The organism is Coriobacteriaceae bacterium (genome assembly GCA_025992855.1).
In the GTDB taxonomy this organism is placed as follows: Bacteria; Actinomycetota; Coriobacteriia; order Coriobacteriales; family Coriobacteriaceae; genus Collinsella.
Window position 1 is genome coordinate 812,568 of sequence record DAJPGB010000001.1, and the last position, 14,114, is coordinate 826,681.

A 14,114-nucleotide genomic window follows, 5' to 3' on the forward strand; every position below is an offset into this window, starting at 1 on the left:
GGCGTTTCCGCAGATAAAACTGATCAAAATAAGCCCGTCCCTTTTTTGTGGGTGGAGAATGGGGTAAAGTAAGTGGTGGTTAACTAGAGGAGGCTTGCTATGGCACCTATCGATATTGTTGTACTGGCTGTTATCGGTATTACGTTTGTTGCCGTGTGCGTGCGCATCTACCGCAAGGGCACCTGCGCCGACTGCGCTCAGGGTGGCGTTTGCACGGGGCATTGCTCCAACAAAAAGACGTGCGCCGCACTTAAGGGCGTGGACAAAATCGCCGAAGACCTGGGCCGCGGTATTAAATAAGGTCTAGGCATCCAAGCGCCTCGCGAGCATCCGTTCGCGGGGCGCTTTGCACATTTGGGGGCGAGCGCGGCGAGTTGTAGAGTGATTTTGGGGTATCGTTACCTGTACTGTTAATTGGCAACTTATCTATAACGGAGTATCCCCATGAGCGCTCGCGTAACCATGAAGGACATAGCCGCCGAGCTTGGCGTTTCCATCAATACCGTGCACAAGGCCCTGACGGGTAAGGCCGGCGTGAGCGAATCCGTGCGCTCCAAGGTGAATGCTAAGGCCGAGGCCATGGGTTACCATCGCAATACGAGTGCCTCGAGCCTGCGCCGCAAGGATATCAACCTGGTGTTTTGCCTGCCCCGCGCATCGCGCGAGGGAGCGTACTTTTTCCGTTACCTGTGGGAAGGCTGCAACCGCTTTGAGCAGGAGGTCATCGACCGGGGCATTACGGTTGAGCGTGTTGAATTTGGCGTGGGTGGCTACGCTGATGCGCTCGAGCAAATCGACGAGCGTTTGCAGGTGGGCGAGAAGATCGATGGCTTGCTCGCCTATGCGCCGGGCGACGATCGTGCAACTGAGCTTTTGGGGCAGATTGCCGAGGCGGGCGTGACGATCGAGCTCGTCGACGGCGACCGTCCGCACCTCGACCGTCTGGGCGCCAGTCTGGCTGATTATTCAACGGCGGGCAGCCTGATGGCCGAGCAGGCGGTCAACTTGGTTCACGCCGCTGGTGTCGATGCCCGCGTGCTCCTGCTAGCGGGCGACCCCTATACCGATTCACACTATCTAACCGCCCGTGCCTTCCACAATTACCTGCGCGAACGAGATATTCCATGGCAGGTCGAGGACCTTGCCGGTGCCCATGCGCAAGTCAAACAGCTCAAGCATGAGCTCGAAAAGCGCTTGAGTGCGCCGGACGCCCCTGAGCTCATTTGTAGCGTTTTTGCCGTTGGTTCCGAAGTGGTTGCCGATGCGCTTGTCTCGAGCGGCAAGGCCGGTCAGGTTATGGTGATCGGCAACGACCTGTTTCCCGAAAGCGCCCTGGCCTTGCGCCGCGGTATCTTTACCAATATTGTCTATAAGGACCCGACGAGCCTGGCGTATCGCGGCGCTAAGACGCTGGGCGATTATCTGCTGTGGGGAAGGACCCCGACGGTGCCCGTCCAGAAGGGCGCCGTCGAGATGGTATTTGCCAGCAATGTCGATCGCTACTGCGAACTTGCGGGAATTTAGTCGATCGGGCAGGTGCCCCCTCTTGCGACGTGCATTTTTGGGAGTATTCAGCATTGGCATGCCCTGAATGAGGCGCAGAACGACTGTTTTAAGTGCCGCCGGTGGCGTATTTCGCCGTCGGCGGCACTTTTTATGCCGATCGGACGCAATATGCGCACCAAACGGGGCGCCGAGGACGGCGCGCGGCGCGCTTCGATGCTGAATACTCCCAAAAATGCACGTCGGAACATGACCCACCTGAGCAAAAGCGCTCAAGTTCGGTGTTCGGGGACGCCAACCGGTCCGCAATACATGCAAGTCACAGCTCCGGCAACCGTTGAACGGGCAAAACCTACCGTTCACCCCATGGTGGTTAGGTGAACGTTCACCTTTTGAGTTGCAATGGATTAGTATAGTGAACGTTCACCTAAAGGATAACGAGCGCGCCGTGCGCCCGCCTTGCCAGCAAAGGGGCTGTTTGATGAAAAACTTTATGGACGATCAGGATTTCCTGCTGAGCACCAAGACCGGCGAGGAGCTGTTCCACAACTTTGCCAAGGGCATGCCCATCGTCGACTACCACTGCCACATTTCGCCCAAGGAGATCTGGGAGGACAAGCGTTTCGAGAACATCACCGAGGTTTGGCTGGGCGGCGACCACTACAAGTGGCGCCTGATGCGCGCCAACGGCGTCGACGAGCGTTTTATCACTGGCGATGCCCCTGCTCGCGAGAAGTTCCAAAAGTGGGCCGAGACCCTGGGTCGCTGCGTTGGCAACCCCGTCTTTGAGTGGAGCCACCTGGAGCTTAAGCGCTACTTTGGCTACGAGGGCGTCCTCAACGGCAAGACCGCCCAGGAGGTCTGGGACCTTGCCAACGCCAAGCTCGCCGAGGCCAGCTTTACCTGCCGCAACCTAATCAAGCAGTCCAACGTCCGCATGATCTGCACTACCGACGACCCCGCCGACAGCTTTGAGTGGCACAAGAAGATTGCTGCCGATGACAGTTTTGACGTTCAGGTCGTTCCCGCCATGCGTCCCGACGCCGCTCTGCGTATCGAGCGCGGTCAGGAGTTTGCCGACTACTGCAAGCACCTCTCCGAGGTTGCCGGCGTTGAGGTCAGCGACTTCGAGGGCATGAAGTCTGCCATCTCCAAGCGCTACGACGTTGCTCACGAGCTGGGCTGCCGCGCCTCCGACCACGCACTCGATTACGTTATGTACGTCCCGGCTACCGCCGATGAGATCGAGGCCATCTTTGCCAAGGGTCTGGCTGCTGAGCCGCTTACCGAGGAAGAGATCCTCAAGTACAAGACTGCCTTTATGCAGTTCGTTGCCGGCGAGTATGTCCGTCTGGGCTGGGCCATGCAGCTGCACTTTGGCTGCAAGCGCGACAACAACCGCGCCATGTTTGCCAAGCTCGGCCCCGATACCGGTTACGACTGCATCTCCAACTACACGCCGTCTGACCAGCTCGCCGATTTCCTCAACTCCATCCAGGAGACCTGCGGCCTGCCCAAGACCATCCTGTACAGCCTGAACCCCATCGATAACACCATGATTGACACCGTCATGGGCTGCTTCCAGGAGGCCCCGACTGCCGGCAAGATCCAGAACGGTTCCGCTTGGTGGTTCAACGACAACGAGGTCGGCATGCGCGAGCAGCTCACGGCCCTGGCAAACGAGGGCGTGCTGGGCAACTTTGTGGGCATGCTTACCGACTCCCGCTCCTTCCTGTCCTACCCGCGTCACGAGTACTTCCGTCGCGTGCTGTGCAGCGTGATCGGCGAGTGGGTTGAGCAGGGCAAGTATCCGGCCGACATGGAGCTGCTGGGCACCATCGTGCGCGACATCAGCTACAACAACGCGGTCCGCTACTTTGGCTTTGACCTGGATACCGTCGAGGCTTAAACCCGCATCGAATCACACCGAACTCGGGAGCGCCGTTGCCACACGCGGCGCCCCCGTTTTGCCTGCACGCTAACAGCAATCTAAGGAGAGACATCGATGGAGAACATCAGCTACGAGACGCTCGAGAAGATCGGCTACAAGGGCTACCTGCTGCCCAAGGACGCGCCCGAGAAGGTTCTGCAGTTTGGCGAGGGCAATTTCCTGCGCGCCTTTGTCGACCGCTTCTTTGACATGGGCAACGAGGCAACCGGCTGGAACGGCAAGGTTGTCATGGTGCAGCCCATCAGCGGCGCTTTTGGCTTTGCCGACGGCATCAATGCCCAGGATGACCTGTACACCGTGCTGGTGCGCGGCAAGGAGAACGGCAACACGGTCGACGAGTCCCGTGTGATCAGCGCCTGCAGCCGCTGCCTCAATCCGTATCGTGAGGACGACTACCGCGCCATGATGGAGGTCGCCGTCTCCGACGATTTGGAGATTATCGTCTCCAACACCACCGAGGCTGGCATTGCCTACGATCCGTCCTGCAAGGCCGACGACATGCCGCCCGCGAGCTTCCCCGCTAAGCTTGCCCAGGTGCTCCACACCCGCTGGGCCGCCGGCAAGCCGGGCGTCATCGTGCTCGCCTGCGAACTCATCGATCACAACGGCGAGGAGCTGCTGCGCATCATGAACCAGTACGTGAGCGACTGGGGCTGGGAGGACGAGTTTGCGCAGTGGATGGCCAACGACTGCACTGTCTGCACCACGCTCGTCGACACTATCGTCCCCGGCCGCATCCGCGACCCCAAGGAGGCCGCTGCCGTGGCCGAGCGCCTGGGCTACGAGGATCCTTTCCTGGCCGTGCGCGAGCCCTTCCAGATGTGGGGCATCCAGGGCGATGAGTCGCTCAAGGAGCGTCTGCCCTTCGTGAAGGCCGGCCTGCCGGGCGTCTTTGTGACCCCCGATGTCACCCCGTACAAGAAGCGCAAGGTCCGCATCCTCAACGGCGCCCACACTGCCTTTGTTCCGGGCTCCTGGGTTGCCGGCTTTGACATCGTGCGCGATTGCATGCATGACGAGACCGTTCGCGGCTTCATGAACACCATGCTCTACGACGAGGTCATCCCGACGCTTGCCGCCGATCTTGATGTCGAGGACTGCAAGGCCTTTGCCGCCGCCGTCGAGAACCGCTTCGACAACCCGTTTATCGACCACGCGCTGCTCTCCATTTGCCTCAACTCAACCGCCAAATGGCGCGCTCGCGACCTGCCCACGCTCAAGGACTATGTTGCCGAGACCGGCAGCCTGCCCAAGTGCCTGGCGACGAGCCTCGCTACGCTCATTGCCTTCTATACGCAGGAGCTCGTTGCTCGCGAGGGCGATGGCCTGCACCTGCGCCGCGCCGACGGCACCGAGTACACCGCTCAGGACGATGCCTTCGTGCTCGACTTCTACGCCGCCCACGCCGGTGCAGACGATGCCGAGCTGGTGCACGACGTGCTCAGCAACGAGCAGATGTGGGGCGAGGACCTTACGCAGATCGCCGGCCTTGAGGAGTTTGTTGTCAACGCGCTTGCCGTTGTGCGCGCCGAGGGCGCCAAGCAGGCATTTGCCAACGCCCAGGCCTAAATCCTTCTGTGCGTCCGCCGGGCAACTGGCGGGCGCCCGCTGACTTCTGCTCAACCTGTAGGGTTAGGACCATTTGTAATGAACACTATCCAGATCAATCCGGCCGACAACGTGATCGTCGCGCTGTCGCCGCTTGCCAAGGGCACCGCCGTCGCGGTTCCCGGGGTGGGCGAGGTCGTTGCCGCGGAGGATATTCCGCAGGGCCACAAGATGGCCGTGCGTGCCATTGCGGCGGGGGAGGACGTCGTCAAGTACGGTCTTCCTATCGGTCACGTGACGGGCGACATCCAGCCCGGTCAGTGGCTTCATACGCATAACGTCAAGACCAACCTTTCGGGCGAGGTCGAGTACGCTTACAACCCGACGCATCCGGTCGTTGAGCCGGTTGAGCCCGAGACCTTTATGGGCTTCCGCCGCGCTGACGGTCGCGCCGCCACGCGCAACGAGCTGTGGATCATCCCCACGGTCGGCTGCGTCAACGAGGTCGCACGTGCCATGTGCGAGCAGGCTCAGGATCTGGTCGAGGGCTCGCTGGAGGGCGTTTACTACTTCCCGCATCCCTTTGGCTGCTCGCAGACCGGTGCCGACCATGCCCAGACGCGCCGTCTGCTGGTGGCGCTCTCGCGTCACGCAAACGCTGCGGGTGTGCTGTTCCTGTCCCTCGGTTGCGAAAACTGCACGCACCAGCAGGTACTCGACGAGCTCGGTGACTTCGATCGCGAGCGCGTTCGATTCCTCGCCTGCCAGGATGTAGCCGACGAGCAGGTCGAGGGTCACAAGATCCTGTCCGAGCTTGCCGACCTGGCCAAGCAGGCCAAGCGTGAGCCCATTCCTGCCTCCGAGCTGGTCATTGGCCTTAAGTGCGGCGGCTCTGACGGTCTTTCGGGCATTACCGCCAACCCCACGATCGGTCGCGTGAGCGATATGGTTGTCGCCCGCGGCGGCACGTCGGTGCTCACCGAGGTGCCCGAGATGTTTGGCGCGGAGAGCATTCTGCTCGATCGCTGTGAGAGCCAGGACGTCTTTAACGCAGCTGCCGACATGCTCAACGGCTTTAAGGACTACTTTATCAGCCACGGCGAGGTCGTCTACGAGAACCCGAGCCCCGGCAACAAGGACGGCGGCATTACCACGCTCGAGGACAAGAGCTGCGGCTGCGTGCAAAAGGGCGGATCTGCCCCCATCGTCGACGTGCTGCCGTACGCCGGTCAGGCTACCAAGCATGGTCTGAACATGCTGTGCGGTCCGGGCAACGACATGGTATCCACCACGGCCCTGACGGCTGCCGGCTGCCACGTGATCCTGTTCTCGACCGGCCGCGGCACGCCGTTTGGTGCGCCGGCGCCTACGCTCAAGGTGTTCACCAACCAGCGCCTGTGCGACCACAAGGCCAACTGGATGGACTTTAACGCCGGTGTGGTGGCTACGGGCGAGCGTACGCTCGATGAGGCTGCCGGCGATCTGTATCAGCTGGTGCTGGACACGGCGAGCGGCAAGCTTACCAGCGCCGAGCGTCGCGGCTGTCACGAGATCAGCATCTGGAAGGACGGCGTCTGCCTGTAGCGATGACACGTTGAGCGCGTGATTGAATAAGCTGCTGCAAAGACTGGGCGACCCCGCCGAGGACAATCTCGGCGGGGTCGTTTTTCGTTTCTCGTTGCGTTGTCGTGCACGGCTTTTTTGGGGAAGGGTGCCCGGCACCTCCCTCATCTCCAGAGAACAATGAACGTTCACCTAGTTGTTGCGTGGTGCTGAATCGACTTGATAATCAAAAATGCAGGGATTTTTTCATTTTCAGGCCCGTTCAACGGCAAAAAACGACCGTTCAAGGATAATATACAAGTGAACGTTCACCTATTATAAGCAATCGCGCATAATCTAGCTAAACGTTCACCCTGAACGGCATGCAGACAGACGTCGGTATGGACTCCAATGTCTTGTTCCAAGACAATCGAGAAAAGAGAGGGAGCTCGATGACTAACAAGATCGGTAAAAAGCGCAAGATCACATTCTGGACGCGCTTGGGCTTTGGTATGGGCGGCATGCTCAACTCTGGTGCCCTGACCTTTACGCACAGCTACATGGTGCTGTTCCTGTCCACGGAGTGCGGTCTGTCCGCAGGCGAGGCTGCGTTGATCAGCTCGTTCGCCATCTATCTCAACGCCATTCTGTGCCCGCTCATGGGCTTTGTGGCCGATAACTTTTACGCTACCAAGATCGGCCGTATCTTTGGCCGCCGCCGTTTCTGGATCTTGCTGGCAATCCCGATGATGGTCGCCGAGCCGCTCATCTTTGTGGCTACGCCGTTTGGTTTCCCGTACTACTTTGTGCTGTACCTGATCTACAACGTCGCGTATACGTTCTGCACCGCCAACCTGTCGCCGCTTACCATCGAGATGACCGACGACTTCAAGGAGCGTACGTACCTCACCGGCTACAAGCACCTCTTTGGTAACGCCGCCGGCTTCCTGATGGCAGCACTCGTCGGCTTTGGCTTTGGCACCTTCGGCGAGACCAACCCGTTCAGCTACTTCATCATCGCTACGGTCAACGCTTCGGTCATGGCAATCTCGCTGCTGTGCGTGTACCTGTCCACGTGGGAGCACACCCCCGAGGAGGTGGCTCAGGAGAAGATCGAGAGCGTCGGCGAGGGTATCAAGAAGTTCTTCATCGACGTTGTCTCTACCTTCCGCAATAAGTCCTTCCGCAAGGTCCTGTATGCACAGGTCTCCACGAAGCTCGCTGCTGCCTGCTGGTCTGCGTGCCTGTCCTTCTTCATCGTCTACTGCCTGCAGATTCCTAAGTCCTATGAGTCCGTGATGGAGATGCCCGGCAAGGTCGTCGCTATCGTCTGCACCGCCATCTGGGTTGCCCTCATGGCCAAGAAGGGCTTCCACAAGTCTTGGTACCTGGCCAACGTCGGTTGCGCTGCGTGCATCATCGCCTACAACTACTTCGCCTTTGGTCAGATTAACGGCACCTCCACGGTCGCCATCGCCATGATTGCCTACCCCATCATCTTCGCCATCTGGAAGTTCTTCTACGTTGGTTTCCAGTACCTGCCCGATGTTCTGCTCAACTACATCCCCGATGTCGATGAGCTCATCACCCTGCGTCGTCGCGAGGGCATCTACAGCTCCGCTCAGCAGCTCTGCCAGCAGATCGCCCAGGCTATCGCCGTCAACGCATGGGCTATCGTCCTTGCTGCCTCCGGCTTCATTCAGACCGCCGGCAACAGCGACGCCGTGACCCAGCCCGCCACCGTGCCTCTGTACATCTGCGGCTACATGCTTATCGGCTGCGCCGGCTTCTTCCTGCTCGCGGCTATCCTTGCCCGCGGCATCAAGATCGACAAGGAGCAGTGCGACATCCTCTGCGACGAGATCAAGCGCGTCAAGGAGGGCGGCAAGATGGCCGACGTCCAGCCCGAGGTCAAGGCTCTTTGCGAGGAACTCTCCGGCTTCAAGTACGAGGACTGCTTCGCTCACAACAACGTTGGCTTCCAGGACGGCAGCGTAATCCCCGCCGAGTAAGGCAAGCGCATCGTCCACATCACAGGGCCGTGCCACCGGAGATCAACCGGCGGGTGCGGCCCTTTTTTAAAAACGAGTAGTATGAACTTCTGATTACATTTGAGGGAGAGACCCATGGAGACGAACGTTATCTGGCGCAATGCCCGCGCGGCCGTTATCGAGCTCGACGACGGTGGCTACTTTACCTGTGCCGATACGTGGGAGATCTTTGTCAACGATGAGCCCGTCGGTACCACGAATACGGTCGAGACCTATGTTGACGGCCTGGTTCCCGGCAAGCGCAACCTCGTCCGCTTTGTCTGCGGCGAGCGCGAGCTGAGCGTGGGCGTCACCACGCCCGCGGAGCCCTTTACCATCAACGTTCGCGACTGCGGCGCCAAAGGCGATGCCGAGCACGATGACACCACCAATATCCAGGCTGCCATCATGGCTTGTCCCAAGGGCGGGCGCGTGCTGATTCCCGCTGGCAACTACCGCATCAAGTCCCTCTTCCTTAAGAGCAATATCAACATCGAGCTCGCCGAGGGCGCGGTGCTGCTGGCCCGTCACGACCGCGCGGCGCTTGCCTACATTCCGGGCACGGTCACGGGTGACAAGGGCACCGGGTATGCCGGCACCGATATGCTGCCCCTGGGCCGCTGGGAGGGCGAGAGCTTTTCGACCTACTGTTCGACCTTTACGGGTCTGAGCGTGCACGACGTGTGCATCTATGGCCGCGGCGCCATCGACGGCCAGACCGATTTTGCCGAGGATAACTGGTGGAACAAGGACTTTAAGAATATCTTCCGCCCCGAGGAGGGCCGCGAGATCGCCCGCCCGCGCATGATCTTCCTGTCCGAGTGCCAAAACGTGAGCCTTGCCGGCTTTACCGTCCGCAACAGCCCGGCATGGAACATCCATCCCGTTCTGTGTGAGCACGTTGATGCGCTTTGCCTGTCCATCGAGGGTCCCAAGAACTCCCACAACACCGACGGCTTCGATCCCGAGAGCTGTGGCTTTGTCCGCGTCCTTGGCTGCCAGTTCTCGGTGGGCGACGACTGCATCGCCATCAAGAGCGGCAAGCTGGGCATCGAGCCCGAGCTTCGTCCCGCTACGCACGATATGCTCGTCTCGCACTGCTACATGCACGATGGCCACGGCGCCGTGGTGCTGGGATCCGAGGCTGCCGGCGGCATCAAGGACCTCACCGTGAGCAAGTGCCTCTTTGAGCGCACCGACCGAGGCCTGCGCGTCAAGACCCGCCGCGGTCGCGGCAAGGACGCCGTCAACGAGGGCATCACATTTGAGCACATTCGCATGGACGAGGTGCTCACGCCTTTCGTGGTCAATTCGTTCTACTTCTGCGACAAGGACGGCAAGACCGATTATGTCCAGAACCGCGAGGCGCTGCCCGTCGACGACCGCACGCCCGGCTTTGGTGCCACGACGTTCCGCGATATCGAGGCCACCAACTGCCATGCCGCCGCGGCCTACATCACGGGCCTGCCCGAGAGCAAAGTGACGCGCCTGACGTTCCAGGATGTCCATGTGACCTTCGCGGAGGATGCCGAGCCCTTTGTCCCGGCCATGGCCTGCGGCGTTGAGCCCATGGTGCGCCAGGGCATCATCGCTCAAAACGTCAAGGTACTTGACCTGCAAAACGTGGTTGTTGAGGGCCAGGACGGCGAGGAGCTGCAACTCCAAAACGTTGACAAGATCGTCCGTTCCTAACCCGGATTGATGACCAGGGCTGCATTGTCGGATAGACCGGCAATGCAGCCCTTATGCGATGCGGCCGTGTGCGCTGCGCAACGCATTATGGCGAAAGGGAATTCATGCTCAATAAAACGATTCCTGTCGGGGTCGATGGCTCGTCTGCCACGATTACGTCTTATGTTTTTGCCCCGACCGAAGATGCTTATGCTTTAAAACCGCTGCCTGCAGTTGTGATCGTGCCTGGAGGCGGCTATGATCACGTTTCGCCGCGAGAGGGCGAGCCGGTGGCACTCCGTTTGTTGGCGATGGGCTACCAGGCATTTGTGCTGAACTATTCGGTTGCTCCGGCTGTCTATCCGCTGGCGTTGCAGGAGCTTGCGCGAGCGGTCGATACCGTCCGAGGCCATGCGGCGGAGTTCTGTGTCGACCCCGACCGGATTACGGTCATGGGTTTTTCGGCCGGCGGGCATTTGGTTGGCCTGCTTGGGGCGCTTTGGAACCAGCCCTGGCTCGCAGAGTCGATCGCGGCATCGCCTGAGTCGATTCGGCCTGATGCACTTTGCCTGGGTTATCCGGTCGTGAGTTCGGGGTCCTATGCCCATCGCGGTTCGTTTGTACACCTAACGGGGGGCGACGGCGCCTTGGCTCAAAAGTTGTCGGTCGAGAACATGGTGAGCGAGGGCTTTCCCCGAACGTTTTTATGGCATACCGCCGAGGACAAATCGGTGCCGGTCCAAAACAGTCTTTTGCTTGCGCAGGCGCTTGCCGACCACGGGATTGGCCTTAGTTTGCATGTCTTTCCCCATGGAAAGCATGGGGCAGCGCTTGCCACGGCCCAAACGGCTTTTAAGGGCTGTGCCGAGCATATTCAGCCGCAGGCTCAGGGCTGGCCTGAGCAGTTCGCTGCCTGGGAGCGTGATGGTCGATGAGTGAAAACATCTATACGCTGCGCGTTTCGAGGGTCGCAGCAGGAGCGTATCCAACGATTTCTGATGCCTTGGCGGCAGCCGATCAGCTCCGTCCGGATGCCGAGCAGCCGGTGAGGATCCATATCGATCCGGGCGAGTATCGCGAGCGGGTCGAGATTCGTCGGCCGCATGTGACGCTGGTGGGCGAGACGGCTGACAGCGTGCGCATCGTGGGCAGCCTGGGTGCCAAGATGCCCTCGAAGGATGGTTCGAGTGTCGACGGTACGCTCGGCACGTTTAGGACCTATACCGTTTTGGTCGATGCCGACGACGTGCGGCTCGAGAACCTCACGATCGTCAACGATGCCGGCGACGGTCGCGAGGTGGGGCAGGCGATTGCCCTGTACGCCGACGGCGACCGTTTAGTGGTCGACGCCTGTTGCATTACGGGACGCCAAGACACCCTGTTTTTGGGCCCGTTGCCCCCGCGCGAAGTCAAACCGGGCGGGTTCATTGGGCCCAAGCAGTTCGCACCGCGCCGGGTGGGTCGTCAGTATTTCCGACGTTGCCGGATCGAGGGCGACGTCGACTTTATCTTTGGCGGCGCGCGTGCCTATTTTGAGGGGTGCGAGATCCGCTCGCTCAACCGCAATATGGACGTGAACGGCTACGTGACGGCGGCATCGACACCCGAGGGTGAGCCGTACGGTTTTGTGTTCCACGGCTGCTCGTTTACGGCCGCGCAAGATGTGACGCCTGGTTCGGTTTACCTGGGACGTCCTTGGCGTGAGTGGGGCCAGACCGTGCTGATCGATTGCTGGCTGGGGCAGCATATCAAGTGCGAAGGCTGGTGGGATTGGAATAAGCCGGAGGCACACGAGAGGGCATGCTACGCCGGCGCAATCCTGCATGGCCCAGCAGGCGATGTTGCTGGCTGGGTGCCATGGGCCCGCGAGCTTGATGCTGCAGCCACTGCCCGGTATGCCCGCGAGCAGGTGCTTGCCGGTGCGGACGGTTGGGACCCCGAGGGCGGCTCGGGTGGCGCCGTGGAGACCGCCAGTCTTTCCGATAACGGTCGCACGGTGCATATCGACACCTATTACGAAGACGAGCCGGCGTTTCGCGACCGTCTTAAGCGAGAAGGCCGCTCCGCCGCGTTTAAGGGCGCGACGCCCGGTGACTTTGAGACATGGCAGATTGCGACGAGGGCTCGGCTGTTTGACCTGTTGGGCTTATCACTGATGGACCGCGTGCCGATTGAGGTACGCGAGCTCGATCGGGTGCAGATTGCCGGCGGTATCGTGCGCACCCATGCGATGCTGCAGGTGGAGCGCGACGTTTGGATGCCGTTCTACCTGCTCGAGCCGCAGGCGCCCAAGCTCGATGCGCACGGCCGCAAGCGCTGCTATATCTGCCCGCATGGTCACCAGGGCGCCGGCGCCGCAAGTGTTGCGGGCGTGACAGGTGTGCCGGCAGTCGACGACGCCGTACGCAAGTTCAACTACGACTACGGTCTGCGTCTGGCGCGCATGGGCTATGTGACCGTCTGCCCCGATGCCCGCGGCTGGGGATACCGTCGCGACTGGAAGGGCCAGGGCGACGACGAGAACAGCTTCCTGCGCGGGACCTGCCTAAACCAGGCGCGCATGGCCGAGCCGCTGGGCCTTACGGTTGCAGGCCTCAACGCCTGGGACAACATGCGTCTGATCGACTACCTGGAGGCGCGCGGCGACATTGCCATGGATGACCTGGGCTGCTTTGGCTTTTCGGGCGGCGGATACATGACGTTGTACCTGGCGGCGCTCGACCCGCGCGTGCGCAAGGCGTTTGTCTCGGGCTATCTGTACGGTGTCGACGATTCGCTGCTGCACCTCAACGGCAACTGCAGCTGCAACTATGTGCCGGGGCTGTGGCGCCTGCTCGATATGGGCGATATTGCCTCGCTCATCGCGCCGCGCCCGCTGTTGGTGCAGAGCTGCGAGGGCGATCATCTTAACGGTGCCCGTGGGCTTGCGAACGTGGACGAGCAGCTCGATATCGTTCGGGACGCCTATGAGCTTGTGGGACATGCCGGCGACTTGTCACACGAGGTCTGCCCGGGCGGGCACCATTTGGGCGTTGCTTACCTTGCCGAGGATATCGAGTGGCTTGACGAGCGTGCTGCCGGGGTTTGCTCGTAGGCCATGGGCAAAGCGCGAGCAAGCGGTAATGACTGACAAGACCAAAGACCGCCGTTTGGGCGGGGAGGAGTATAACCATGAAACCGATGAAGACATTGAGTGAATCGACCATCTGCTGCTTTGGCGATTCGACCACATGGGGTGACAACGGATGCGGCGCAGGCGGCAACGACATCTCCTGGACCACGCACCTGGGCGCGCTGCTGGGCGGTGCGACCGTTGAGAACTTTGGCATCAAGGGTTCGCGCATCGCCATTAAGGCTGACCGTACCGATTCGTTTGTCGAGCGTCTGGACGGCATCGATGACGCGGCCGATGTCTATGTCGTCTTTGGCGGCGTCAACGACTTTAGCCGCAACGTGCCGCTCGGCGAGCTGGGCAGCACCGATGTGCATGAGTTCTATGGTGCGGTCGATTATCTGATCCGTACCATCACGGCGCGCTCACCCCAGGCAAAGCTCGTGTTTATGACGCCGTGCAAGACGAGTGGCAAGCACGAGAAGGATATTCCGGCGAGCAATGAGCTCAACCATCTGGGCCTGACGCAGATCGCGTACGTGCGGGCGATGCTCGAGGTTTGCGACCGCTACTCGGTGCCGGTAATCGATCTGTACGCGCAGAGCGGCATCAGCCCGTTTTTGCCGGAGCATCGCGAGCTCTATATGCCGGATGGTTTGCATTACAGCCCGGCTGGTTATGAGCGTCTGGCGCATCGCATTGCCGCGGGCTTAGCTGCCGTTTGCCGCTAAAAGTCTGCCGTTCGCGGGGAATGTAG

Annotated in this window: 10 protein-coding genes; all 10 read left to right on the forward strand. The window is 60.6% G+C overall.

Annotated features, from left to right (window positions below; all coding sequences use genetic code 11):
* Positions 1-99 precede the first annotated feature (99 nt).
* The 10 genes from OIL88_03385 (at position 100) to OIL88_03430 (ending at position 14,088) form a co-directional block, all read left to right on the forward strand.
* Positions 100-300, forward strand: coding sequence for a hypothetical protein (locus OIL88_03385; protein HJI71413.1), 201 nt, complete (start codon positions 100-102; stop codon positions 298-300).
* A 144-nt stretch (positions 301-444) separates the two neighbouring features.
* Complete coding sequence (locus tag OIL88_03390) at positions 445-1,524, forward strand: substrate-binding domain-containing protein (protein HJI71414.1); 1,080 nt, start codon at positions 445-447, stop codon at positions 1,522-1,524.
* Between the two features lie 460 nt (positions 1,525-1,984).
* A complete protein-coding gene (gene uxaC, locus OIL88_03395) occupies positions 1,985-3,412 on the forward strand; it encodes a glucuronate isomerase (protein ID HJI71415.1) in 1,428 nt (475 codons plus the stop codon).
* Positions 3,413-3,508: 96 nt separating this feature from the next.
* Positions 3,509-5,023, forward strand: a complete 1,515-nt coding sequence (locus OIL88_03400) for a tagaturonate reductase (protein ID HJI71416.1) — start codon at positions 3,509-3,511, stop codon at positions 5,021-5,023.
* A gap of 78 nt (positions 5,024-5,101) precedes the next feature.
* The gene (locus tag OIL88_03405) at positions 5,102-6,586 is read left to right on the forward strand and encodes an altronate dehydratase family protein (GenBank protein HJI71417.1); all 1,485 of its coding nucleotides are present in this window, start codon (positions 5,102-5,104) and stop codon (positions 6,584-6,586) included.
* 410 nt (positions 6,587-6,996) lie between these two features.
* Complete coding sequence (locus OIL88_03410) at positions 6,997-8,556, forward strand: MFS transporter (protein ID HJI71418.1); 1,560 nt, start codon at positions 6,997-6,999, stop codon at positions 8,554-8,556.
* 114 nt (positions 8,557-8,670) lie between these two features.
* Complete coding sequence (locus OIL88_03415) at positions 8,671-10,266, forward strand: glycoside hydrolase family 28 protein (protein ID HJI71419.1); 1,596 nt, start codon at positions 8,671-8,673, stop codon at positions 10,264-10,266.
* 68 nt (positions 10,267-10,334) lie between these two features.
* A complete protein-coding gene (locus OIL88_03420; GenBank protein ID HJI71420.1) occupies positions 10,335-11,180 on the forward strand; it encodes an alpha/beta hydrolase in 846 nt (281 codons plus the stop codon).
* Positions 11,177-13,339: a pectinesterase family protein gene (locus tag OIL88_03425; protein ID HJI71421.1), complete on the forward strand. Its 2,163-nt coding sequence runs from the start codon at positions 11,177-11,179 to the stop codon at positions 13,337-13,339. The genes OIL88_03420 and OIL88_03425 overlap by 4 nt, the downstream gene beginning before the upstream one ends.
* 77 nt (positions 13,340-13,416) lie before the next feature.
* Complete coding sequence (locus tag OIL88_03430; GenBank protein HJI71422.1) at positions 13,417-14,088, forward strand: SGNH/GDSL hydrolase family protein; 672 nt, start codon at positions 13,417-13,419, stop codon at positions 14,086-14,088.
* Positions 14,089-14,114: the final 26 nt, after the last annotated feature.

Excerpts from the sequence above, each read along its gene's own strand:
- OIL88_03405 (HJI71417.1), top strand. The coding sequence starts at position 5,102 with ATGAACACTATCCAGATCAATCCGGCCGACAACGTGATCGTCGCGCTG.
- OIL88_03415 (HJI71419.1), top strand. The coding sequence starts at position 8,671 with ATGGAGACGAACGTTATCTGGCGCAATGCCCGCGCGGCCGTTATCGAG.
- OIL88_03410 (HJI71418.1), top strand. The coding sequence starts at position 6,997 with ATGACTAACAAGATCGGTAAAAAGCGCAAGATCACATTCTGGACGCGC.
- OIL88_03385 (HJI71413.1), top strand. The coding sequence starts at position 100 with ATGGCACCTATCGATATTGTTGTACTGGCTGTTATCGGTATTACGTTT.
- uxaC (HJI71415.1), top strand. The coding sequence starts at position 1,985 with ATGAAAAACTTTATGGACGATCAGGATTTCCTGCTGAGCACCAAGACC.
- OIL88_03430 (HJI71422.1), top strand. The coding sequence starts at position 13,417 with ATGAAACCGATGAAGACATTGAGTGAATCGACCATCTGCTGCTTTGGC.
- OIL88_03425 (HJI71421.1), top strand. The coding sequence starts at position 11,177 with ATGAGTGAAAACATCTATACGCTGCGCGTTTCGAGGGTCGCAGCAGGA.
- OIL88_03400 (HJI71416.1), top strand. The coding sequence starts at position 3,509 with ATGGAGAACATCAGCTACGAGACGCTCGAGAAGATCGGCTACAAGGGC.
- OIL88_03390 (HJI71414.1), top strand. The coding sequence starts at position 445 with ATGAGCGCTCGCGTAACCATGAAGGACATAGCCGCCGAGCTTGGCGTT.